This window comes from Allobranchiibius sp. GilTou38 (assembly GCF_017565325.1).
Classification (GTDB): Bacteria; Actinomycetota; Actinomycetes; order Actinomycetales; family Dermatophilaceae; genus Allobranchiibius; species Allobranchiibius huperziae.
The window spans coordinates 424,404-447,203 of record NZ_JAGEKN010000007.1; the positions used below are offsets into that span (position 1 = coordinate 424,404).

Below are 22,800 nucleotides of genomic sequence, written 5' to 3' on the forward strand. Positions count from 1 at the left end.
TCGGACTCAGGCGGAGAGGCGCTCGCGGCCCTTGCGGCGGCGCGAGGCGATGATGGAGCGGCCGGCGCGCGTCCGCATCCGCAGGCGGAAGCCGTGGGTTTTGGCCCGTCGACGGGTGTTCGGCTGGAAGGTGCGCTTGCTCACGTGTCACTCCGGTCGGATGCCTGGGTCGTGGTGACCCAGATGGTTCGAGATGGTGCCTGGTCAGGTGGTCTCCAGTGTCGACTGCGGCCACCGCGGAGCGCCGACCCCGGGCGACGTACGCGAAGACGCACCTGCCGGTTCTCGACTCACCGTCCATGCTCACAGGGCACGAGACGACCAAAACTCTACGGGCGGCCGGGGACAGTGGTCAAACTCGGCACGCTCGCGCACGGTATCTCCACCACCGCCGCCCGCAAATGACCCAGCAAACCGGTTCCAGAGCCGCCGTTCCAGCCGACACGCCGCACGCTGCTGAACAGAAACCACCGCGAGGTTGCCGTGGGGGGTCCTGGTTGTTACGGTCAGGTTTGCTTCGAATGGGGGAAATTATTCACAGCCTGTGGAGAACCCTGTGGATGACGGTCGGTACGCTCCTCGCAGACATTCGACAGCGACCTACTGGGCACCCGTTCGACGGTGACCATCATGAGCTGACCAGGCAGCGAGGAGTACGACGACCGTGAGCGAATCGGACCACGATCTCGCCTTCGTCTGGCACTCCACCCTGATGATGCTGGAGGATTCCGGCATCGCCCAGCGCGACCGGGGCTACCTGCGCCTGGCACGCCTGATCGGCGTCGTCGGTGAGACCGCCGTACTCGCGGTGCCCTTCGAACACACCAAACGCATCGTCGAGTCGGACCTGATCGACTCGGTGTCCGCGGCGCTCAGCGAGCAGTTGTCCCAGACCGTGACGCTGGCGGTGACCGTCGATGAGTCCCTGCAGCCGCCCGACCAGAGCGCCGAGGCCGGCGAACTCTTCCCGATCGACATCGTGGGCAAGCCCGCGCCGGTGGAGCAGCCGCCGGCGCCGCCGGCCCGTGGTCCGGTCTCGACCAGCGCCCGCGGCGGTGCGGCGACCAACGACCCGCGACTGAACCCGAAATACACCTTCGACACCTTCGTCATCGGTGCCGGTAACAGGTTCGCCTGCGCCGCGGCCCAGGCGGTCGCCGAGACGCCGGCGCGCTCGTACAACCCGCTGTTCATCTACGGCGACTCCGGACTGGGCAAGACCCACCTGCTGCACGCGGTGGGTCACTACGTGCGCAGCTACTACCCGCAGATGCGGGTGCTCTACGTGAACTCCGAGGAGTTCACCAACGACTTCATCAACTCCATCCGCGACGACAACGCCAGCCGCTTCCAGAAGCGCTACCGCGACGACGTCGATGTGCTGCTCATCGACGACGTGCAGTTCCTGCAGGGCAAGGAGAGCACCCAGGAGGAGTTCTTCCACACCTTCAACTCGCTGCACAACGGCGAGAAGCAGATCGTGCTCACCAGTGACCAGCCGCCGAAGCTGCTGAGCGGGCTGGAGGATCGGATGCGGTCCCGGTTCGAGTGGGGCCTCACCACCGATGTGAAGCCGCCGGACCTCGAGACGCGTATCGCGATCCTTCGCAAGAAGGCCATCGCGGACAAGATGGGGATCCCCGACGAGGTGCTGAGCCTGATCGCCAGCAGGGTGCCGAGCAACATCCGCGAGCTCGAGGGCGCGCTGATCCGCGTCACGGCGTACGCGTCGGTGTCGGCCCAGGAGATCACCATGGAGCTGGCGACGCACGTCCTGAAGGACCTGATGCCGAGCGCCAACCCCGGCCAGATCGGGGTCTCCACGATCATGGCCAAGACGGCGGCGTACTTCGACCTCACCGTCGACGATCTGTGTGGCTCGTCCCGCAGTCGCACCCTGGTGAACGCCCGGCAGATCGCCATGTATCTGTGCCGTGAACTGACCGACCTGTCGCTGCCGAAAATTGGTCAACAATTCGGTGGGCGCGATCACACCACGGTGATGCACGCGGACCGTAAGATCCGTCAGCAGATGGGTGACCGGCGTCACCTGTACGACCAGATCAGTGAACTGACCCTTCAGATCCGCCGCGCCACCTGACGCTCCGTCCACACGGTTGTCCACCGTTTTCTGGGGATAACTATGTTTCTCGACCCCTCAGATGTGACCTACATCACCTGAAGTGCGGTCCGGCGTCGATGTTGCCCACCCCGTTGTCCCCACCCTGTGGATAAGTCTGTGGGTGGCGCCGTTCCGCGCAACACGCCACGTCACCTCCGCCTCGCACCGCTCCGTCCACAATTCCCTGGGGACAACGACGCCAAACGGTGGATCACGCCCTCTCTGCAAGGCCCCGTCGGTGTACGACGTGTGAACAGAGCCCGACCGTCCACCGGACCCCCGGTTCATCCACATCCGCCACCCCCAACCGGTCCACAGCCCTCCGCGATCCGGTTGCCGCTCGTTCCGGCGATTTCCTGTCGTTCTCCACAGCATCCACAACCGCTACTACGACGACTAACGATTTCTGGAGATCCCGTTGCGCCCCGACAGCTGGGGAGAACGACAAGAGCCACGGGACCCGGACCGGACAACATCGATGGACCACTTCGGTTGGCGGGCGGGTCCCTGCCGACTAGGGTCGGTCTGCGCCAGACGACCGCTGCCTGAAGCGAGCGCCGTCGACGCATCCCTGCACCCAAACGAGCAGCTACTGAGGACGGTCCGTGTCGTGAAGCTCCAGGTCGAACGCGATGTGCTGGCCGAAGCGGTCACCTGGGCCGTACGCGGCCTGTCCACCCGCCCGCCCGTACCGGTTCTGGCCGGTGTGCTGCTGGAAGCCGCCGAGGACTCGCTCACGCTGAGCGCCTTCGACTACGAGGTCTCGGCCAAGGTCACCGTCCCCGCTCAGGTCGACGAGTCCGGCGAGACCCTGGTGATGGGCCGGCTGCTGTCGGAGATCTCCCGGTCGCTGCCGGCCAAGCCGGTCTCGCTGGCCGTCGACGGTTCCAAGCTGACGGTCTCCTGCGGGTCCAGCCGGTTCGCGCTGCAGCAGATGCCCACTGCGGACTACCCCACGCTGCCGATCTCGCCGGAGCCCAGCGGTTCGGTGCAGGGCGACGTCTTCACCCAGGCGGTCGCGCAAGTCTCCATCGCGGCCGACCGCGGCGACACCCTGCCGATCCTGACCGGTGTCCGGATGGAGATCGAGGGCGACAAACTGAGCCTGTTGGCCACCGACCGCTACAGGCTCGCCCTGCGCGAGCTGACCTGGAACCCCAGCACCGCGGACGCCTCGCACGTCGCGCTGATCCCTGCACGCACGCTGTCGGACACCGCTCGCGCCCTCGGCGCGTCCGGCACGGTCGGCATCGCCCTCGGTCACGCGGCAGGCGGTGAGGGCCTCGTGGGGTTCGAGGCCGGTCGACGCCGCAGCACCAGCCGACTGCTGGACGGGGAGTACCCGAAGGTCACCGCCATCTTCCCGACGAGTGTGGACACCGTCGCGGTGCTCAACACCGCCACGCTGACCGAAGCCGTCAAGCGCGTGGCGCTGGTGGCCGAGCGCAACGCCGCCGTACGGCTGCGCTTCAGCGAGGGCCAGGTCGGCATCGAGGCCGGTCAGGGCGACGACGCCCAGGCCAGCGAGGCCGTGGAGTGCAACCTGCAGGGCCCGGAGCTGGAGATCGCCTTCAACCCGCAGTTCCTGCTCGACGGCCTGGGAGCCATCGGCACGTCGTACGCGCGGATGTCCTTCACCCAGCCCAGCCGCCCCGCGGTGCTGTCGGGGCAGGCCGAGGCGGACGGCGACGCTGACGAGAGCTACCGCTACGTGCTGATGCCGGTGCGCTTCGCGAGCTAGGCCGTGCGTAGCGCAGGTTGTGGGCGAGCGCAGCGAGCACGCGGCCGCAGCGGAGTACGGTCGCGGCTCGCGAACGAAGGAACAGCGAGCTAGGCCGTGCGTAGCGCAGGTTGTGGGCGAGCGCAGCTGAATCCGCGATTGTCAGCGGATCAGTGGCATCTGCGTCGGTAGGACGCTGACAACCGAGCGGGAGTAGCGTCGGGCCCGAGATCGGCTCGCGGATCCTGCGAGTAACTGACCACTGGCGAACAAGGAGTTGGACATGCAGATCGGCTTGATCGGGCTGGGCAAGATGGGCGGCAACATGCGCGACCGCATCCGTGCCGCAGGTCACGAGGTCGTCGGGTACGACACCGACCAGAAGATCAGTGACGCCAAGGACCTCAAGGACCTGGTCTCCAAGCTCTCGGCGCCGCGGGTGGTGTGGGTGATGGTGCCCGCCGGCAAGGTCACCGACTCCGTGATCGACGACCTGTCCGACCTGCTCGAGGCCGGCGACCTCATCGTCGACGGTGGCAACAGCAAGTTCACCGACGACGAGCGGCACGCCCAGGAGTTGGACAAGAAGGGCATCGCCTTCGTCGACTGCGGTGTCTCCGGCGGCGTGTGGGGCAAGGAGGCCGGGTACGGCCTCATGTGCGGTGGCAGCGACAAGGACGTGGAGCGCGTCATGCCGGTCTTCGACGCGCTGCGCCCCGAGGGCCCACGCGACGAGGGCTGGGTGCACGCCGGCGACGTCGGCGCCGGGCACTACGTGAAGATGGTCCACAACGGCATCGAGTACGGGATGATGCAGGCCTACGCCGAGGGCTACGAACTGCTCGCGGCCAAGGAGATCGTCAAGGACGTGCCCGCCGCGTTCAAGGCCTGGACCCGCGGGACCGTCGTGCGGTCGTGGCTGCAGGAACTGATGGCGACCGCCCTTGCCAAGGACCCCGGTTTCGACAAGATCTCCGGTTTCGTCAACGACTCCGGTGAGGGCCGGTGGACCGTGCAGGAGGCCGTCGAGTACGGCGTGCCCATGCCGGTCATCTCCGCCTCGCTCTTCGCCCGGTTCGTCTCCCGCCAGGACGACTCCCCCGCGATGCAGGCCGTGGCCGCCATGCGCAACGAGTTCGGCGGGCACCCGGTCACCCTCAAGGGCCAGAAGGGCATCGTCACCGACCACTGAGCCGTCATCCCACGAGGTTCTTCGGGGTCGGGTGAGCGGGTCGGGGATCGGGCGGCGCCCTGTCGTGGTGCCGTGCTCCTAGACTTCCCACGGTGTACCTGCGACGGCTGACTCTGACCGGATTCCGGTCCTACGAGCAGCTCGAGCTCGACTTCGAGCCCGGCGTCACGACGCTGGTCGGTCGCAACGGACAGGGCAAGACCAACCTGGTCGAGGCCGTCGGCTACCTCGCCACCCTCGGATCGCACCGGGTCGCGACCGACCACCCCCTGATCCGAGCCGGTGACGAGCAGGCCGTCGTCCGCGCGATCGTGGTGCGCGACGGGCGTGAGCAGAGCATCGAGATCGAGATCAACCCCGGGCGGGCCAACCGCGCACGCCTGGGTCGAGGGGCTGCCGTCCGTCCGCGCGACATCCTCGGCAGTCTGCGCACCGTGCTCTTCGCGCCGGAGGATCTGGCGCTGGTCAAGGGCGACCCGGCCGGCCGCCGCCGCTTCCTGGACGACCTGCTGGTGGCGCGCCAACCGCGCTGGGCCGCGGCGCGCTCGGACTACGACAAGATCCTCAAGCAACGCAACGCGTTGCTGAAGAACGCCCGCACGTCCCGGAACGATGCGGCTCTGGCCGATTCGCTGCCGGTCTGGGACACCCACCTGGCCGCCACCGGGGCGAACCTGACCTATGCGCGGCTGCGGCTGTTGCGCGACCTCGCGCCGTACGTGGGGCAGGCCTACGACCAGGTCAGCGACAGCGTGTCGGGGGCCCGGATCGACTACCAGTCCTCGCTGTCCGGGTTGTCGCCCGCGGCCGACGGTGAGGTGCCGGGCGTCGAGGAGATCACCGCCGCGCTGCACACCGGCTTCGCCGAGCAGCGGTCCCGGGAGATCGAGCGTGGCATCACCCTGGTCGGCCCGCACCGCGACGACCTAGAGCTGACGCTGGGCGACCTGCCCGCCAAGGGGTATGCCAGCCATGGGGAGTCCTGGTCGTTCGCTCTGGCGCTGCGGCTCGCGGGCTACCAACTCCTGCGCGCCGACGTCGCGACCGATCCGGTGCTGGTGCTGGACGACGTCTTCGCCGAGCTCGACGTGGGTCGGCGCACTCGGCTGGCGACCCTGATCTCGGACTGCGAACAGGTGCTCATCACGGCCGCCGTTCGTGACGACGTACCACCGGAGCTCGCGGGCCGGCTCTACGACGTACGCCGGGGCGCGGTGACAGTGCCCGCAGCCGGCCCGTCGGCTGGGCTCGGGATCGAGTTCGACGAGGCCGCTGACGAAAGTCCGTCCGGCGCCGCGGCCACGGGGGCCGCATCGTGAGGGGCGACGAGGAGCAGGGGCTGCCGTCCGTGCGGGCGGAGGAGGCCGAGGGAGCCGAGGGAGTACCGTCCACCGACCGCTTCGCTGCGGCCCGTGAGGCACTCGCGCGGGCTCGCATGAGCGCTTCCGAGAGGGGTTTTCGCCCCGGAGCGCGGATATCCAAGCGTCGGCCGCGCGCTGGTGACATCGGTCAGGGCCGCGGCCGCGACGACGGGCGGGACCCGTCCCTGCTGGGGAACCAGTTCGACAAGCTGCTCTCCGAGCGCGGCTGGCAGCTCGACGTCGCGGCCGGCGCCGTGATGGGCCGCTGGCGGGAGATCGTCGGTGACGACGTGGCGGCGCACAGCGAGCCCGTGGCGTACACCGATGGCGTGCTCACCGTGCGTGCCGATTCCACGGCCTGGGCGACCCAGCTGCGACTGCTCGCCTCGACGCTGCTGGGCAGGATGGAACAGGTGGTGGGCACCGACGTCGTGACCGAGTTGCGGGTCACCGGACCCGGCTCGCCGTCGTGGTCCCACGGCCGCCGCAGCGCCCCGGGACGAGGGCCGCGCGACACCTACGGTTGAGTGAAACGGCGGGGTCGCCCTTACCGTGGTGGTGCAATCTGTACGCAACGGCAGGATTTCCTTTACCGTGTCAGACCATCACGAACCACGTACGCCGGCGAGCGACGACACCTTCGACGACCTCTTCCCGGCCGATCGAGGATCCCGCGCCCGAGCCACGGACCACCCCACCGATCCCGCAGGATTCACCGCTCGACCCCCGAGCGGGTCCGCGTCCATGTACGACGCGCCTCCTCCGGTCGAGAGTGGGTGGGACCGGGCGGACGCTCCGAGTTACGACGGTCGGATGGTCGGCTCTCCCCCTCCGCCGCGGGGAGCGAGCATGGTGCTGCCCTGGGTGGTGATCAGTGCGTCGGTGCTGGCGATCGCGGTCGTCGGGTTCATGATCCTGCGCGGCCAGCGCACCCACCCCAACACCGCGGTCACCCCGGTGATCACCCGCACGGTGACCAGCACCCCGTCGCCGAGCGGCAGCTCGACCTCGCCGCCCACCTCCTCGTCCGGGTCGAGCAGCAGCTCCTCGTCCAGCACGGCGTCGACGCCGGCTCCGGCGACGGCGCCCCCGCCGGGCTTCGAGAAGTGCAAGGGCACCGACACCGGTTACAAGGTGCGCGGCTCGGGCACGACGTGCGCGTTCGTGGCCGATGTCGCGAACCAGGCGACCAGCCGGGCGGCCTCCGCCACGGGCAGCAGTTTCAGCTTCGACGCGACGAGCGCGAAGACCGGGCAGACCTACACGCTCGACTGCATGGTCGGCCCGTACATCGAGTGCACCATCCCGCCGAGCGCTCCCAAAACGTCGCAGACCTACATCTACGTGATGCGGAACTGATCGACGTCGCTGATGCGCGCTGCAGCGGCTCTACGGGCCCCCGCACGTACCGGTGGTCGTGAAGGGCACCGTTCTGGCCGGGAATGCCGCTCATATGGCGATCCTGAGGATGCCCTGGGGGTGCGGGAGGGTAGACTGAGAGCCTGACCCCAAGGTCCCGCCGAACGAGCGCTCATTCCGATACGAGCGTCGGCGCGCCGATCGACACGGGGTCACTCTTGCGTCATCACCCGAAGGAGCAGCGTGCCGCAGCCTGCCTCGTCCGCGAACGGCCCCGACGACTCGACACCCGACGAGACACCCGATCTCGACGGTGCGGTCGTCACCCCCGAGACCACCGGTGACTCCGTCCCGGTGCCTCCCGCAACCCCGAAGCCCGCGAAACCCCCTGTCGCTGACGAACCGGCGTACGACGCGGACTCGATCCAGGTGCTCGAGGGCCTGGAGGCGGTGCGCAAGCGACCCGGCATGTACATCGGCTCGACCGGTGAGCGCGGTCTGCACCACCTGGTCACCGAGATCGTGGACAACGCGGTCGACGAGGCACTGGCCGGGCACAACGACCGGGTCGACGTCACCCTGCTCGCCGACGGCGGCGTGCGGGTCATCGACCAGGGCCGCGGCATCCCCGTCGGGATCCACCCGACCGAGGGCGTCTCCACCGTCCAGGTCGTGCTGACCCAACTACACGCCGGCGGGAAGTTCGGCGGTGGCGGCTACAAAGTCTCCGGTGGCCTGCACGGAGTCGGCTCCTCGGTCGTCAACGCTCTGTCCACCCGGCTCATCGCCGAGGTGCGCCAGGCCGGCCGCCGCTGGGTGATGGAGTTCGAGAACGGCGTGCCGCTGGCTCCGCTGGAGGACGTCGGCCCCACCGACACCCCGGACGACCACGGCACCACGATCACCTTCTGGGCGAACGCCGACATCTTCGAGACCGTCGACTACACCTTCGACACGCTGCGTGCGCGCTTCCAGCAGATGGCCTTCCTGAACAAGGGCCTGACGCTGACGTTGACCGACGAGCGCCCCGGGCATGCTCAGGACGACGACGACGCCGCGAAGGACGAGGCCGCCGCGGAGGGCAGCGAGGCACCCACCGGGGCGCCCGAGCGCGTGGAGTACTGCTACGACAACGGGCTGCTCGACTACGTCGCCTACCTGAACTCCTCCAAGAAGAACGAACCCGTGCACGAGCAGATCATCTGGTTCGAGCACGAGGACCCCGACCGGTTGCTGTCGGTCGAGGTGGCGATGCAATGGACTGCGGCGTACGCCGAGTCCGTGCACACCTACGCGAACGCGATCAACACCCACGAGGGCGGCACCCACGAAGAGGGCTTCCGCGCGGCGATGACGAGTCTGATCAACACCTTCGCGCGCGAACAGAAGCTGCTGAAGGAGAAGGACGACAACCTCACCGGCGACGACATCCGCGAGGGCCTGACCGCCGTCGTGTCGGTCAAGCTGGGCGAGCCGCAGTTCGAGGGTCAGACCAAGACCAAGCTCGGCAACTCCGAGGTCAAGGGCTTCGTGCAGACCGCGGTCCGCGAGGAGCTGCAGCACTGGCTGGCGCAGCACCCCAACGAGGGCAAGATGATCGTCCGCAAGTCGGTGCAGGCGGCCGCGGCGCGGCTGGCGGCCCGCAAGGCGCGTGAGGCGACCCGACGCAAGGGCCTGCTGGAGTCCGGCGGTCTGCCCGGCAAGCTGCGGGACTGCCAGTCCAAGGACCCCACGATCAGTGAGGTCTTCATCGTCGAGGGCGACTCGGCGGGCGGCTCGGCCACCCAGGGCCGCAACCCGCACAACCAGGCCATCCTGCCGATCCGCGGCAAGATCCTGAACGTCGAGAAGGCCCGCATCGACAAGGTGCTCGCGAACAACGAAGTCCAGGCGCTGATCTCCGCGTTCGGCACCGGCATCGCCGAGGACTTCGACATCACCAAGGCGCGCTACCACAAGATCGTGCTGATGGCCGATGCCGACGTGGACGGCATGCACATCCGTACGTTGCTGCTGACGCTGCTCTTCCGCTTCATGCGGCCGCTGGTCGAGGCCGGTTTCGTCTACCTCGCGCAGCCGCCGCTCTACCGGATCAAGTGGAGCAACCACGAGCACGAGTTCGCCTACTCCGACCGGGAGCGCGACGGTCTGATCGCGCAGGGTCAGAGCCAGGGGTGGCGACTGCCGAAGGACGCGCCGACCCAGCGCTACAAGGGTCTGGGCGAGATGAACGACCACGAGCTGTGGGACACCACCATGGACCCCGACCACCGCACGCTGCTGCAGATCACGCTCGACGACGCTGCCGCCGCCGACGAGATCTTCGCGGTGCTGATGGGCGAGGACGTGGAGTCGCGTCGCGGGTTCATCCAGCGGAATGCCAGAGACGTTCGCTTTTTAGACATCTAGGCACTCGCCAGTGTCCGCGGAATCGCGCAGACGCATGCACGAATCCGCGGACACTCGCAGGCGCAGCCCATCGCATGAGCAGAAACGACTGAGGATCAAGGGAATTCATGTCTGACGTGACAGGCCCCCCGGACGGCGAAGGCCCCGGACGCACCGGCATCGAGGCCACCGACCTCAACGCGGAGATGCAGCGCAGCTACATCGAGTACGCGATGAGCGTGATCGTGAGCCGCGCGCTGCCCGACGTACGCGACGGGCTGAAGCCGGTGCACCGCCGCATCGTCTACGCGATGTACGACGGCGGCTACCGCCCCGACCGCGGCTACAACAAATGCAGCCGCGTCGTCGGCGACGTGATGGGTCACTACCACCCGCACGGTGACGCGCCGATCTACGACGCCATGGTGCGACTGGTGCAGCCGTGGTCGATGCGCTACCCGCTGGTCGACGGGCAGGGCAACTTCGGCTCGCCAGGCAATGACGGGGCCGCGGCGCCGCGGTACACCGAGTGCCGGATGACGCAGTTGTCGATGGAGCTCGTGCGCGACATCCACGAGGAGACCGTCGACTTCGAGCCCAACTACGACGGCAAGACGATGCAGCCGGTCGTGCTGCCGGCGCGCTACCCCAACCTGCTGGTCAACGGCTCGGCCGGGATCGCGGTCGGTATGGCGACCCAGATCCCGCCGCACAACCTGCGCGAGGTCGCGTCCGGAGCCCTGTGGCTGCTGGAGAACCCCGAGGTGACCCGCGAGGAGCTGCTGGAGAAGCTGCTCACCCTGATCCCGGGCCCAGATTTCCCGACGGGCGCCCTGGTGCTCGGTCGCCGCGGCATCGAGGACGCCTACCGCACCGGTCGTGGCTCAATCACGATGCGCGCGGTGGTGGAGGTCGAGGAGATCCAGGGCCGGCAGTGCCTGGTCGTGACCGAGCTGCCGTACCAGGTCAACCGGGACGCGCTCGCGGAGAAGATCGCCCAGCAGGTCAAGGACGGGCGGATCGCCGGCATCGCCGACCTGCGCGACGAGAGCTCCGGTCGTACGGGGCAGCGCCTGGTCATCGTGCTGAAGCGCGACGCCGTGGCCAAGGTGGTGCTGAACAACCTCTACAAGCACACCCAGCTGCAGCAGAACTTCGGCGCCAACATGCTGGCCCTGGTCGACGGGGTGCCGCGCACGCTGCCGATCAGCTCGTTCATCAAGCACTGGGTGGACCACCAGATCGAGGTCATCCGGCGGCGTACCGAGTACCGGCTGCGCAAGGCCGAGGAGCAGATCCACCTGCTGCGCGGCTACCTCAAGGCGCTGGAGATGCTCGACGAGGTCATCGCTCTGATCCGGCGCAGCCCGTCCGCGGACGAGGCGCGCACCGGGTTGATGGAGTTGCTGGACGTCGACGAACTCCAGGCGCGAGCCATTCTCGACCTGCAGCTGCGCCGACTGGCAGCGATGGAGCGTCAACGGATCACCGACGACCACGACGAACTGCAGCGGATGATCGAGGACTACCAGGACATCCTGGCCAAGCCCGAGCGGCAGCGCAGCATCGTCAGCACCGAGCTGACCGAACTCGTCGAGAAGTACGGCGACGAGCGGCGTACCCAGATCGTGCCCTTCGACGGCGACATGTCGATGGAGGACCTGATCCCCGAGGAGGACGTGGTCGTCACGATCACCCGAGGGGGCTACGCCAAGCGCGTGAAGATGGCGGAGTACCGCTCCCAGCGGCGCGGCGGCAAGGGCGTGCGCGGTGCGCAGCTGCGCGGCGACGACGTGGTGTCGACCTTCTTCACCACCTCCACCCACCACTGGCTGCTGTTCTTCACCAACGCCGGCCGGGTCTACCGGATCAAGGCGTACGAGCTGCCGGAGAGCTCGCGGGATGCCAAGGGCCAGCACGTGGCCAACCTGCTGGCGTTCCAGCCGGATGAGCAGATCGCCCAGGTGATGGCGCTGCGCGACTACACGACCGACCCGTACCTGCTGCTCGCCACCCGTCGCGGGCTGGTGAAGAAGACCCGGCTGACCGAGTACGACTCGCCGCGCTCCGGCGGGCTCATCGCGGTCAACCTGCGCGACGGCGACGAGCTGGTCGCGGCAGCGCTCGCCGCGCCGCTCGACGACGTGCTGCTGGTCTCCCGCAAGGGACAGTCGGTGCGCTTCCACGCCACCGACGACAGCCTGCGACCGATGGGTCGCGGCACGTCGGGTGTGACGGGCATGAAGTTCCGGGGCGGCGACGAGCTGCTCGCGATGAACGTCGTGGCCGACGGGGAAGACCCCGACGTGTTCGTGGTCTTCGAGAACGGTCTGGCCAAGCGGACCGCCAGCTCGGACTACCCGACCAAGGGCCGCGCCACGCTCGGCGTCAAGGTCGCCAACATCTCCGAACGCGGTGGCGACCTCGTCGGTGCGCTCACCACCCACGACGGCGACGAAGTGCTCGTCGTGATGGAGAAGGGCAAGATCGTGCGCTCGCGGGTGGATGAGGTGCGGCGAACCGGCCGATCGACCCAGGGAGTGCAGTTCGCGACCCCCGACAAGGGCGACGCGATCGTGGCCGTGGCGCGCAATGCCGAGGCAGAGGTCGAAGAGCTGGCCGATGATGCCGTAGCGTCAGGGACGGAAAACCCTGTGCCCGGCGAGACTGGGATTACAGATCCGCAGGAGTCTGGAGATCCTGAGTGAGCACTGACACGCCTAACGACACCGCACGCGCCGCCAGCGACAGCCCGGCGGCGCGCCTGCCGGGCAAGGCGGGGACCTCCGGGGCCCGCAAGGCCCCCGCACCCGCGGCCAACCGTGGGGGCAGGCCCGCGTCTCGGCCGGCCGCCCGTACGTCACGGCCCGGCCGAGCGACCCCGCGACGGGTCCGTCTGTCGCTGTCCAGGGTCGACCCCTGGTCGGTCTTCAAGATCGCCTTCCTGCTCTCGGTCGCCGTGGCGATCGCGGGCGTGGTGATGACCGGGGTGCTGTGGACGGTCCTGTCCGGGATGGGCGTCTTCGGCAACCTGAACGACCTGCTGCGCTCGATGGACCGCAAGGGTTCGTCGTTCAACCTCATGGACTACATCGGCTTCGGGCGGGTCATGTCGCTGTCGGTGGTCATCGGCGTGATCGACATCTTCCTAATGACGGCGATCGCGACGCTGGGCGCGTTCCTCTACAACATCTGCTCCTCACTGGTCGGCGGCCTGCACCTCACGCTGACCGACGAGTGACCTCCGACCTGCGTCGATAGGGTCGCCGCGCGCTCTATAGGGCGCGCGGCGACTCTGCGCTCAGCGCCGGCGTTTTGGCTGGTCCCGGGGGGTTGAGGTAACCTCCTTTGGCGCCTGACCCGCGGTTTCGTGGGTGGGCGCACTGCGGTGATACGGGCCTATAGCTCAGTCGGTTAGAGCGCTTCCCTGATAAGGAAGAGGCCACAGGTTCAAGTCCTGTTAGGCCCACCACCAGCCGTTCGGTACGCGCTCCCCGCGCGTGCCCGTCGTACCACCAGGAGGACCGATGCTGAAGAAGATCGTCGTGCTGGCAGGTGCTGCTGCAGCGGCTGCTGCCTTCAAGAAGAAGCGGGACCAGGACAAGGCCGGCAAGGACCTGTGGGCCCAGGCTGCCGACAAGCCCCCCACAGGCGGCTCGTCGGGCGTCTGACCGGCTCCCGCGGTCGTGGGCCGCTCGTGCACCTCGACGTGCAGGTGAGGACCACCACAGCCCGGGGTGTTAGCTCAGTTGGTAGAGCATCGCCTTTGCAAGGCGAGGGTCAGGGGTTCGAATCCCCTACACTCCACAATCCGCAGATCGAAGGCCCTCTCCGCTCAGGCGGGGAGGGCCCTCGCCATGTCCGAACTCCAGAGAAGCGCAGCGATTTCTGACGCAACTGCGATAGCGCGGCCGTACTCTTGAAGACGCTGCATCGGGGGTTACGCGGCCCGACCGGGCTGCTTGTCAGACAGGGGGCAAACGCCATCAACTGTTCCGCTACGAGTTCAACTGCGTTCGCAGTAGCTGTCTCGGTCATCTCACTCGCTGCGTGCGGGAGCGGTGGCAGCAATGCTGCGGTAACCACCACGATCACCAAGATCGCCGTCACCAGCAGTACGCCGTCATCGAGTCGAACCCCTACCAATAGCCAAGCCCAGACGGCCAGCAGCCAGGCGCCGACGGCGAGCAGCCGGGCCCAGACCACGTCATCGTCCAATTCTCAGGTACTCGCGTTTGGCTCCACGTCCCCGCAATCCGGTGGCATCACTACCAGTATTAGTAAGCCGCATCGATACAGCGTGAGCTCATCTGAGACAGATAACGAGCCAGATATCCTGGGTTCGAAGTGGTATGAGGTTGCGATTACGGTAACCAACGTGGCCGATGCCAAAGCGCCGTTCAATACAAGTCAGATCTCGCTGAGCGTGACGAGCGGAACCTCAACCGTCACCACAATCACTGACTGTGGCACACCCACCCAGCCAGGCTGTAACGAGCCAAGTAGCTATTTGCTTCAGGGTCGTTCCATCACTTGGTACGAGGCATACCCAGTCGTACCGGGGACTCGGCTCACCATCGAAGTGGACAACCTGGGGAACTTCTCGCAAACCACCCCACCCATATTCGACGGCACGGTCCTCTAGTCAGTTGCGCGTAGCACACCACAGCGGGTGGCCGGGCGCGCCACTCAGTTACGTGGCGGCAGCCACTCGTCTGGTCCTCGGGTGGTCAGTGGTGCGGGATGTCGAGGTGTGTACGGACGGCGCGCACGAATTCCTCCGGCGCGTTCTCGTGGATCAGGTGCCCTGCGTCGATCGTGGTGAACGTGCCGTCCGCGACCGATTCGGTGAGCTCACGGATGTGCTCAGCGGGCACGAAGCTCGTCTCGCCGCCACTGATCGCCAGGGTGGGCACGCTGATCTCCTGAAGAATCCGGGTCCAGGACGTATCAGGCGCGTCGATCTCCGGACGGATCTGCTGCACCATCTCCCAGTCGAAGTCGAGTCGCCCTTCCGGCCGGGTCGGGGCTGTGGGGTCTCGCGGGTGGAGCACGCCGACGTCCTCGAGGACGAGCCGCCGGATCGGCGTACCGGCCGCGACCGCAGCCCTGCAGGCGACCAGTCCGCCCAGCGAGTGGCCGATCACGTCGAGGTCGAACGCGAGCTGTGGAAGGAGGCCGATGATGTCTGCGGCCATCGCTTCGATGCTGTACCGCCCAGGCCAGCTGCTCGTCCCATGGCCGCGCAGGTTGACGGCGTGCACGATCCGATCGCGGCACAGGTCGTCGGCGACCGTGTCCCAATCCCGTGCCGTCGCACCGGTGCCCGCAAGGAGCACCACCGGCCGGCGACTGCTGTGCTCACTCGGCCAGGTGCGGGTCGCCAATGAGATGCCGTTGGCGATGAGGTCGTGTTCGTACGCCACCACGCCATCATCACCGGCCCACGGCCGATTACGCGTGGAGCGACGGCCCAGGGCGTTGCACGTGAAACAGACTCCCTGCACGTGTTCCGGCTATTGCTCGCCATCTACGAGGGCCGGTGACAAGCTCGGGTGATGACACAGAACGCTGAGCCGCACGCGATACAGGGAGCCCCGTCGTACATCGAACTGGGCGTCGAGGATGCTGACCGGGCGCGAGCGTTCTACGGCGCCCTGTTCGGTTGGAGGATGAATGGCGCCGCCGGACCGGGCCAGGCGAGCACCGGCGGGTTGAACATTGGCATCCACGATCACGACCCGTCATCGCTCCTGGAGGTGTTCTTCACGGTGAACGACCTGGACTCCGCCATCGCGAAGGTGGCCGCGCTAGGTGGCCGGATCGTCGGCGACATTCACGCGGAGAGTGCCGAATTCGGGCGGTGGGTGGAGTGCGACGACGACCAGGGCGTGCGGTTCGGACTGCGTCAACCCGCGGGCTGACGCAGCCCGGCGTCCTGGTCGCCCGGGCCGGCCTCGACGATGCGCCGTACGTCGGCGAGATCGAGATCGAACGGGCCGATCCGGGTCAGCACCCAGGAGGCGCCGCGGTCCAGCCAAGGGGCCGGATCCTGCTCGGGCCGAAGGTCGAGTACGACGTCGAAACCCGGCCCCGGGTCGTGGCGGCCGAGATCGGCGGTGACCTCGTCGAGGTCCTCAGGCCCGTCCAGCCCGATGACGAAGAAGCCGTCATACCGGGCTGCCCGGCGCGCCGGCGCACGGTTGCCGAATCGGCCCGCCAGCCAGATCGGCACGGTCGCAGGCGGCCGGAGACGGACATCCCTGGCGGCGTAGTGCGGTCCGTCGTGGTCGACCGGGTCCCCGCTCAACAGCGCGCTCAGGACCTCGAGCCCTTCGTCGAGCATCCGACCGCGCACCCTCGGGTCCGTCTCGTCGCCGAACGCGCTGAACTCCCCCAACCCGTCGTCGCCCAAGCCCAGGCCCAGGACGAACCGTCCTCCGGAGAGCACCGCCAAGCTGGCCGCCTGACGGGCCAACACCTGCGGCCGGCGGCGCGCCAGTGGGGTCACCATCGGTCCGAAGAGCAACCGCTCGGTCCGCATCGCCACCGCCGCGCAGCAGGTCCACACGTCCGCGATCGCTTCGACGCGGTCGCCGTACTGCAGGTGGTCCCAGAGGAAGAACCCGTCCCAGCCGGCTGCTTCGGCGCTGGCGGCCAGGTCACCCACAACGCGCGGGTCGGCCAGGGCATCGAACGGGGCGACGAACAGTCCTCGGCGTGTGGTCACCCCCAGAACGTTACTTCCGAGATCCCGACCTCATCGACGTTGCTCCTGTCCTGAGCGGGGTAGATGGCGGCGATGTCGAAGATCAATTTGTCGGTCGTGCAGGACATGTCTATCTCTTGCGGATTCTCCCAGGCGTCTGATGAGGTATCGGTGAATTCCTTCAGATCCTGCATTCGAGGCGTCGCCCCGCACCCCCGGATCTGGACCGTCTTGATCGTTCCGGTGTCGCGGTAGGCCTGGATGTTCTTCGCGAGCCCGTTGGTGACGCACAGGAGTTTGATGTTTTCTTTGCGCGGGAAATCCCAGCTGATGGTGTCGCCGTTCTTCCCATGCGTCCCCCATCCGTACTCGACCCATGCGGTCTGTCGTTTGCCGTCGTAGGTATTGGTGTAGATGTACTCGTCGTCACGACTCTGGTGGTAGTAGTCGATCGCGTCGGCATTGTCGGGGCTCCTGCGGTGGTAGTACCCCGTGTCCTTGCAGGTCGGCCGGACCTCCAGACTGGGGTGCTTCGCGATCCACCAGATCCTGTTCGCCGCATCTTGGGTGCGACCTTCGACTCCCAGAGGCTGAAGGAGGAACGTGCCGATCACGATGGTGGCGATCGCCCCCGCGGTGCTGATCGCCAGATACTTCCCGAGCCTGTTGAAAGATCGTCCGATCGGAAGTCGTGAATCATGTCCGTGGCCCCGGCGGCCGGACTGAGGACGCGAACGCGGCTGGGTCAGGCGTTGACGCACGCGGCGGTGGCGCGAGGCCGGGGAACCTCGCGACCTGCGAATGGAGGGACCGCTCTCCTGCCGTGGGTTCCCCACGACGCATCCTCTCTGCCCAAGAAGCGAACGTTCGAAGCTAGCACCGCATCGAACGACCGACCCGGTGCTTCTCGCGAAAAGCGCCCATCACGAAGGGGGCGGCGACCCCGATCGCGCAGGTGACGTGGGCCCGTCAGTTCCCCGGGCGGCGATGAGTCAGGCGCTCTCCGCGCGACGGCGGAGGATGGCGCGTTCGCCCTCGTTCTTCGTCCGCCCGGCAGCCTCGGTGAACGCCTCTCGCGCCTGCGCGTGAAACCCGGCCCGCTCCAACAGGTCGCCGCGCACGCTCGGTACGAGCGGCGAGTCGGGCAGGGCCTCCTCGCCCAACGCGTCGAGTACGGCGAGCCCGGCGTCCGAGCCGAACGCCCGTCCGTGCGCGACGGCACGGTTGACCTCGACGACCGGACCGGGGGCTGCGGTGGCCAGAACGTCGTACAGCGCCGCGATCCGTCGCCAGTTCGTGTCCTCGGCGCGGTCGGCGCGGGCGTGCTGTGCAGCGATCGAGGCCTGCAGGAAGTACCGACCCACGGGCTGTCCGCGTCCGGCGAGGTGCTCGGCCCGGCGCAGGGCTTCCAGGCCGCTGCGAATGAGCGACCGGTCCCAGCGCGTCCGATCCTGCGCCTCCAGCAGCACGGGTACGCCGTCGGAGTCGAGCCGCGCCGGCATCCGCGAGGCCTGCAGCTTCAGCAGTGCCTGCAGTCCGAGCACCTCGAGCTCATCCGGGGCCAGTGCGGACAGCATCCGCGCGAGCCGGATCGCCTCGTGCGCCAGGTCGGGGCGCATCCAGTCGGCGCCGGAGGTGGCGGCGTACCCCTCGTTGAAGATCAGGTAGATCACGCCCATCACGTCGTCGAGACGCTCCGCGCGCTCCGGGCCGGTCGGCAGCTCGAACGCGGCGTGCGCCTGAGCGAGGGTCTTCTTGGCCCGTGAGATGCGCTGACCCATGGTGGTCTCGCCGACCAGGAACCCCCGTGCGATCTCGCCGGTCGTGAGTCCGCCGACCAGCCGCAGCGTCAACGCCGCCCTGGAGTCGGCGCTCAACGCCGGATGGCAGGACAGGAAGATGAGCCGTAGGACGTCGTCCTCTATGTAGTCGATCTGTGCGTCGAGGTCGGGCACCTGCCCCTCCTCTCCCCCGCGGCCGTGCTCGAGCTCGGCGACCTTGCGACGGAGGACGTCCGCGCGCCGGAAGTGATCGACCCCTCGACGCTTCGCGGTGGTCATCAGCCACGCGCCAGGGTTCTGCGGCACGCCCGTGGCGGGCCACTGCTCGAGCGCGGCCACCAGCGCGTCCTGGGCGAGGTCCTCGGACAGATCCACGTCGCGGGTCATTCGGGTGAGGGCGCCGACGAGGCGGGCCGATTCGGCCCGCCACGCGGCGACGATCACCCCATTCGGGTCATCCGTGTTGGTCTGCGCCGGCACCGGGCCAGCGTAGTGATCTCCGGCTCAGTCGCCGGGCTCCTCCGGACCGGTGGAGATCTGGCGCAGCGTCGAGATCACGGTGACCTCGGGCCAGTGCTTCGCGTGCAGCTCGGCGAACTCCTTCTGGTCGGCCACGGCGGCCTCCATGCTGTCGTACTGCATGATCGCCCACCCGCCGACGACCTCCTTCGCCTCGGCGTACGGACCGTCGACCCGGCTGACCTCACCCTTGCGCGAGATGAAGTTCACGGCGTCCTCGGTGCCGTAGAGGCCACCGCCGTCGAGGAACACCCCGTTGGCACTCTGCTTGCCGATGTACTCGTCCATCGCCTCGAAGAGCGCCTTCGGCGGCATACCGACGCCCTCTTCCATCCTCACGAACCCCATGAAACGCGGCATCGCGATCACTCCTCCTGGTTGGTCGGACCTGCTTGTACCCGTACGTCGAACGCCGACCACCGTCTTCGACACGGGAGTTGCAAATTCTTCTGAATCTGCGTCCGGGGCCGCATGTCTACCGCAGGTGAACGGTGGCCGCATTCGATCTGGCTCAGGTTGCAGGAACTACTGATAGAGAAAAGCACTCGTCTCGTCGACCGCGACGCAGAAGGTGCTGCTCGCGCAGGAAATGGCTTTCAAGTAGCCCTCGGACTGTGGCTCGACAGGGCGGAGAGTCGACCAGACAGATCCGTTGAATGTGGCGGTGGAGGTGTACGTGGTGAGCGCGCAGAACGTGCTGGAGATACATGAGATCGACGTCGGACCGTCATCGCCGAGCGCGAGGGCAGCCCGAGGCGACCAGGCGACCCCGTTGAAAGTGGATGCCATGCCCGCGTTGTCGACGACTGCACAGAACGCGCTGGATGAGCAGGAGATGGCACCGATGACGACGCCGGGGTCGACGGCGGTGGACTTCGACCAGGAGGTTCCGTCGAAGGTCACGGCGTATCCGTCGTACGTCGCGGCGGCGCAGAAGGTGGTGCCGGCGGCGCACGACACACCGACGAGACCGCCGTAGGTGTTCACGACGGTCGAAGGGGGTGACCACGCAGTGCCGTCGAAGACCGAAGCGTCGCCGTACCAGCCGACGGCGACGCAGAACGTGCGGGATGCGCACGACAGTGACCGCATGTAGCCGACCTGGACCGGGGTCGACCATGACCTGCCGTCGAAGGTGGACACGTCGTGGTTGGCGTCGAGGGCGGCACAGAAGGTGGTCGACGGGCATGAGACCGAGGTGAACGCGACACCAGGGTCGACGAGTCGCGGCGTGGACCATGTGCTCCCATCGAACTGCAGCACATTGCCCGCGGAGTCCACAGCCACACAGAACGTGCGCGAGGGACACGAGACGGACGCGAGCGGGCCCTGGACTTCGATGTTCGAGGGGGTGTGCCACGTGGAACCGTCGAATATCACTGCGTAGCCCGAGTCATCGATCGCTGCGCAGAAAGTGCTCGATGCGCAGGAGACTGCCTTCGTCGTGCCCGGCGTGCCGGTGTCCGCGGGTTCGGACCAGTTCGCTCCGTCGAAGCGCACGTCGTGTCCGACGGCGTCGGCCGCGAGGCAGAACGTGGTGGAGGGGCAGGTCAACGACACGATCTGGTTGGCAACGTGCAGGACGACCGGGTCCGTCCAGGTCATGCCGTCGAACGTCGCGGCCATTCCGGATTTCGACACGGCGACGCAGTAGCTCGTAGAGGGGCAGGCCACCCCGGCCATGTCGTCGAAGAGATCCACGGGCGCACGCTCGGACCACACCGAACCGTCGTAGGTCACGGCGGTGCCGGCGTAGTCGACCGCGACACAGAACGAGCGAGACGCGCACGAGATGGACTCGATCGGCTCCGGGCTGATGGTCACGGGCACGGACCAGTTCATCCCGTCGAAGGTGACGACCTTGCCGCTCTGGTCGACTCCGGCGCACATGCTGCTGGACTGGCACCACAGCTTGGTCAGCCCACCACCTGGATAAGGATTCGTCGGCTTCGACCACGAAGTCCCGTCGAAGGTGACGACGTTCCCGGCCTCGTCCACCGCACCGCAGTAGTCGACCGTCGGGCATGACACCGACGTCAACGACTGGCCGGGGTCGATGGATCGGGGCGCGGACCATGCGCCCCCGTCGTAGGTGAGCGCATTCCCGTGGCCATCGACGATCACGCAGAACGTGCTCGCCGGACAGGCGATCGACCGCGGACCACCGGCGAAGTCGTCGACGACCTGCTGTGGACCCCACGAAGCAGCCGGTGTGTACGCGTACCGGTCGCCGATCGCGACCGCGGATGTGCCTCCCGGCGTCGTCACTCGCACATCGACCGTCCCGACCGAACCGGCCGGAGTCGCCACCGTCACGGAGGTGGGTGAGAGCACCCGCAACCCCGTGCCGATCGAGTTTCCGAACTTCACCGACGTGGCGCCGAGCAGGTTGGTGCCTGTGATCGTCACCGTGGTCCCACCCAGCGCCGAGCCGGTGGCCGGGGACACCCTGTTGATCGAGGGTGCGGCCACGCCGGTGATGGCTCGCGACGCAGACGTGTACCCGGCGGCAGTAGTCGTCGGGTCCACGACGATCCGGTACGCCCAGCTGCCCGCACCGGGCACCCACAGAGGAACGGACACCTGACCGGCTGCGCCCGTCGTGAGGGCGGCCACGGCCGCCCACGAGGAAGACCCCGCGGGCGCCCGCTGCAGCCGTACCGATCTGGACACGTAGCCCGCCCCGGACTTCACGGTGACCGGCGCCTGCACCGTCATCGGCAGCGACACCGACATGCTCGTCGTGGACCAGCCGAGCGCCGTGGTCGCCAGGCCCGTAATGCCCCTGATCGTCCGGGTGGAGGACGTGGACGCCGCGGCGGTGGTGGTCGGCGCAATGTCGATCCGATAGAGCCATGTGTTCACGGCCGCTACGGGCAGGGACACCGTCGCACTGCCGGACGTGCTTGTGGTGAGAGTCGAGGTCGTCGTCCACAAGGTTGTCCCGTACAGCGCGCGCTGCACTCGTACCGTGCGCGACTGGTAGCCGGTGCCCGTCTTCACCTTCACCGACACAGTGAAGGAGTAACCGACCGCGCCGGACGAACTAGTGGTCGACCAGCCGGAGATCGCGGTAGGGAGGCCCATGATCCCGGTGATCACCCGATTCGGCGAGGTGTACGCGCTCGCGGTGGATGTTGCAGCAACCGATAGGCGGAACACCCAGCGTGCCGCGATCGGAACTGTCAGCACGGCCGTGTACGCGCCGGCCGGGGAGGTCGTCCCGGACGCGACCGTCGACCAGGACGACGACCCATACTCCGCACGTTGGACCTTGATCGCCCTCGCGACGTGGCCACTACCCGTACTCACTGTTACTGGGACGCTGAACGAATAGCCGAGCGCGGCCGATGAACTGGCTGTGGACCAGCCGGTGACCGTGGTCAACGACGCGGCAGACGCCGCGGGTTGAGTCAGCCCCAGGGTGATCAGCAGGCCGATGGCCAATATGGCAACAATGCGGCGCAACATGGCCTACCCCCTTGAGCGCGGTGCCGTCGGGGCAGCCGATCCATTACCGACCACACGTGAACCCCGTGTGCACATCACCCGATGCGGGCAGCTGAGTATGACGCATGGGGTGGCACTCGGTGACAGATAGCTGCATGTAACCTGTGCGACAACCGGTCATGGGCTGTGCACCAACCTT

At 67.6% G+C, this 22,800-nt stretch carries 19 protein-coding genes and 2 tRNA genes; 13 read left to right on the forward strand and 8 right to left on the reverse strand.

All coding sequences use genetic code 11. The annotated features are described in order from the left end of the window. Window positions 1–6: 6 nt before the first annotated feature. Complete coding sequence (gene rpmH, locus JOB34_RS11320; RefSeq protein ID WP_179483390.1) at window positions 7–144, reverse strand: 50S ribosomal protein L34; 138 nt, start codon at window positions 142–144, stop codon at window positions 7–9. A 520-nt stretch (window positions 145–664) separates the two neighbouring features. On the opposite strand from rpmH, the gene dnaA reads away from it, so the two are divergent. The 5 genes from dnaA to JOB34_RS11345 all read left to right on the forward strand — a co-directional run bounded on the left by dnaA (window position 665) and on the right by JOB34_RS11345 (window position 6,922). Continuing rightward, complete coding sequence (gene dnaA, locus JOB34_RS11325; protein WP_208052805.1) at window positions 665–2,101, forward strand: chromosomal replication initiator protein DnaA; 1,437 nt, start codon at window positions 665–667, stop codon at window positions 2,099–2,101. A gap of 631 nt (window positions 2,102–2,732) precedes the next feature. Continuing rightward, window positions 2,733–3,863 carry a DNA polymerase III subunit beta gene (gene dnaN, locus JOB34_RS11330; protein WP_208052806.1) on the forward strand — a complete coding sequence of 377 codons (1,131 nt, stop codon included), beginning with the start codon at window positions 2,733–2,735 and terminating at the stop codon, window positions 3,861–3,863. A 262-nt stretch (window positions 3,864–4,125) separates the two neighbouring features. Beyond that, complete coding sequence (gnd, locus tag JOB34_RS11335) at window positions 4,126–5,034, forward strand: phosphogluconate dehydrogenase (NAD(+)-dependent, decarboxylating) (protein ID WP_208052807.1); 909 nt, start codon at window positions 4,126–4,128, stop codon at window positions 5,032–5,034. Between the two features lie 92 nt (window positions 5,035–5,126). Beyond that, complete coding sequence (gene recF, locus JOB34_RS11340; RefSeq protein ID WP_208052808.1) at window positions 5,127–6,353, forward strand: DNA replication/repair protein RecF; 1,227 nt, start codon at window positions 5,127–5,129, stop codon at window positions 6,351–6,353. After that, on the forward strand, window positions 6,350–6,922 hold the full coding sequence (locus tag JOB34_RS11345) for a DciA family protein (RefSeq protein WP_347813833.1): 573 nt from the start codon (window positions 6,350–6,352) through the stop codon (window positions 6,920–6,922). The genes recF and JOB34_RS11345 overlap by 4 nt, the downstream gene beginning before the upstream one ends. A 273-nt stretch (window positions 6,923–7,195) precedes the next feature. Here the strand turns inward: JOB34_RS11345 and JOB34_RS11350 are convergent, their stop codons facing one another. Next, window positions 7,196–7,519, reverse strand: coding sequence for a hypothetical protein (locus tag JOB34_RS11350; RefSeq protein ID WP_208052809.1), 324 nt, complete (start codon window positions 7,517–7,519; stop codon window positions 7,196–7,198). A gap of 40 nt (window positions 7,520–7,559) precedes the next feature. Between JOB34_RS11350 and JOB34_RS11355 the strand changes: the two genes are divergently transcribed. From JOB34_RS11355 to JOB34_RS11385, 7 genes are all read left to right on the forward strand, one after another. Next, complete coding sequence (locus tag JOB34_RS11355; protein WP_208052810.1) at window positions 7,560–7,754, forward strand: hypothetical protein; 195 nt, start codon at window positions 7,560–7,562, stop codon at window positions 7,752–7,754. A gap of 354 nt (window positions 7,755–8,108) precedes the next feature. After that, a complete protein-coding gene (gene gyrB / locus JOB34_RS11360) occupies window positions 8,109–10,163 on the forward strand; it encodes a DNA topoisomerase (ATP-hydrolyzing) subunit B (protein ID WP_208052868.1) in 2,055 nt (684 codons plus the stop codon). Between the two features lie 107 nt (window positions 10,164–10,270). Next, on the forward strand, window positions 10,271–12,850 hold the full coding sequence (gene gyrA / locus JOB34_RS11365) for a DNA gyrase subunit A (RefSeq protein ID WP_208052811.1): 2,580 nt from the start codon (window positions 10,271–10,273) through the stop codon (window positions 12,848–12,850). Further along, entirely contained in the window at window positions 12,847–13,383 is a 537-nt protein-coding gene (locus JOB34_RS11370; RefSeq protein WP_233765419.1) for a DUF3566 domain-containing protein, read from the forward strand. The genes gyrA and JOB34_RS11370 overlap by 4 nt, the downstream gene beginning before the upstream one ends. Before the next feature lie 154 nt (window positions 13,384–13,537). After that, window positions 13,538–13,614 (forward strand) — tRNA-Ile (locus JOB34_RS11375). A 55-nt stretch (window positions 13,615–13,669) separates the two neighbouring features. After that, entirely contained in the window at window positions 13,670–13,813 is a 144-nt protein-coding gene (locus JOB34_RS11380; protein ID WP_179483397.1) for a DLW-39 family protein, read from the forward strand. 63 nt (window positions 13,814–13,876) lie between these two features. Further along, window positions 13,877–13,949, forward strand: a tRNA-Ala gene (locus tag JOB34_RS11385). Between the two features lie 923 nt (window positions 13,950–14,872). Here the strand turns inward: JOB34_RS11385 and JOB34_RS11390 are convergent. Next, window positions 14,873–15,568: an alpha/beta hydrolase gene (locus JOB34_RS11390; protein WP_347813834.1), complete on the reverse strand. Its 696-nt coding sequence runs from the start codon at window positions 15,566–15,568 to the stop codon at window positions 14,873–14,875. A gap of 132 nt (window positions 15,569–15,700) precedes the next feature. Between JOB34_RS11390 and JOB34_RS11395 the strand changes: the two genes are divergently transcribed. Continuing rightward, window positions 15,701–16,066: a VOC family protein gene (locus tag JOB34_RS11395; protein ID WP_208052813.1), complete on the forward strand. Its 366-nt coding sequence runs from the start codon at window positions 15,701–15,703 to the stop codon at window positions 16,064–16,066. On the opposite strand, the gene JOB34_RS11400 is transcribed toward JOB34_RS11395, so the two are convergent. The 5 genes from JOB34_RS11400 to JOB34_RS11420 all read right to left on the reverse strand — a co-directional run bounded on the left by JOB34_RS11400 (window position 16,051) and on the right by JOB34_RS11420 (window position 22,622). Next, window positions 16,051–16,872: an LLM class flavin-dependent oxidoreductase gene (locus tag JOB34_RS11400; protein ID WP_208052814.1), complete on the reverse strand. Its 822-nt coding sequence runs from the start codon at window positions 16,870–16,872 to the stop codon at window positions 16,051–16,053. The two genes, JOB34_RS11395 and JOB34_RS11400, sit on opposite strands and share 16 nt — an antisense overlap. Further along, window positions 16,869–17,612, reverse strand: coding sequence for a hypothetical protein (locus JOB34_RS11405; protein WP_208052815.1), 744 nt, complete (start codon window positions 17,610–17,612; stop codon window positions 16,869–16,871). Before JOB34_RS11405 ends, JOB34_RS11400 begins: the two co-directional genes overlap by 4 nt. A 231-nt stretch (window positions 17,613–17,843) precedes the next feature. After that, a complete protein-coding gene (locus JOB34_RS11410) occupies window positions 17,844–19,112 on the reverse strand; it encodes an RNA polymerase sigma factor (RefSeq protein ID WP_347813835.1) in 1,269 nt (422 codons plus the stop codon). 24 nt (window positions 19,113–19,136) lie between these two features. After that, window positions 19,137–19,511 (reverse strand): YciI family protein, encoded by a 375-nt coding sequence (locus tag JOB34_RS11415; protein ID WP_208052816.1) that lies wholly within the window; start codon window positions 19,509–19,511, stop codon window positions 19,137–19,139. Between the two features lie 165 nt (window positions 19,512–19,676). Continuing rightward, on the reverse strand, window positions 19,677–22,622 hold the full coding sequence (locus JOB34_RS11420; RefSeq protein WP_208052817.1) for an IPT/TIG domain-containing protein: 2,946 nt from the start codon (window positions 22,620–22,622) through the stop codon (window positions 19,677–19,679). Window positions 22,623–22,800: the final 178 nt, after the last annotated feature.

What these genes read in the sequence shown, in the direction of transcription:
- gnd (WP_208052807.1), top strand. Translation starts at nt 4,126, where the DNA reads ATGCAGATCGGCTTGATCGGGCTGGGCAAGATGGGCGGCAACATGCGC.
- gyrA (WP_208052811.1), top strand. Translation starts at nt 10,271, where the DNA reads ATGTCTGACGTGACAGGCCCCCCGGACGGCGAAGGCCCCGGACGCACC.
- JOB34_RS11380 (WP_179483397.1), top strand. Translation starts at nt 13,670, where the DNA reads ATGCTGAAGAAGATCGTCGTGCTGGCAGGTGCTGCTGCAGCGGCTGCT.
- JOB34_RS11395 (WP_208052813.1), top strand. Translation starts at nt 15,701, where the DNA reads ATGACACAGAACGCTGAGCCGCACGCGATACAGGGAGCCCCGTCGTAC.
- JOB34_RS11415 (WP_208052816.1), bottom strand. Translation starts at nt 19,511, where the DNA reads ATGCCGCGTTTCATGGGGTTCGTGAGGATGGAAGAGGGCGTCGGTATG.
- JOB34_RS11420 (WP_208052817.1), bottom strand. Translation starts at nt 22,622, where the DNA reads ATGTTGCGCCGCATTGTTGCCATATTGGCCATCGGCCTGCTGATCACC.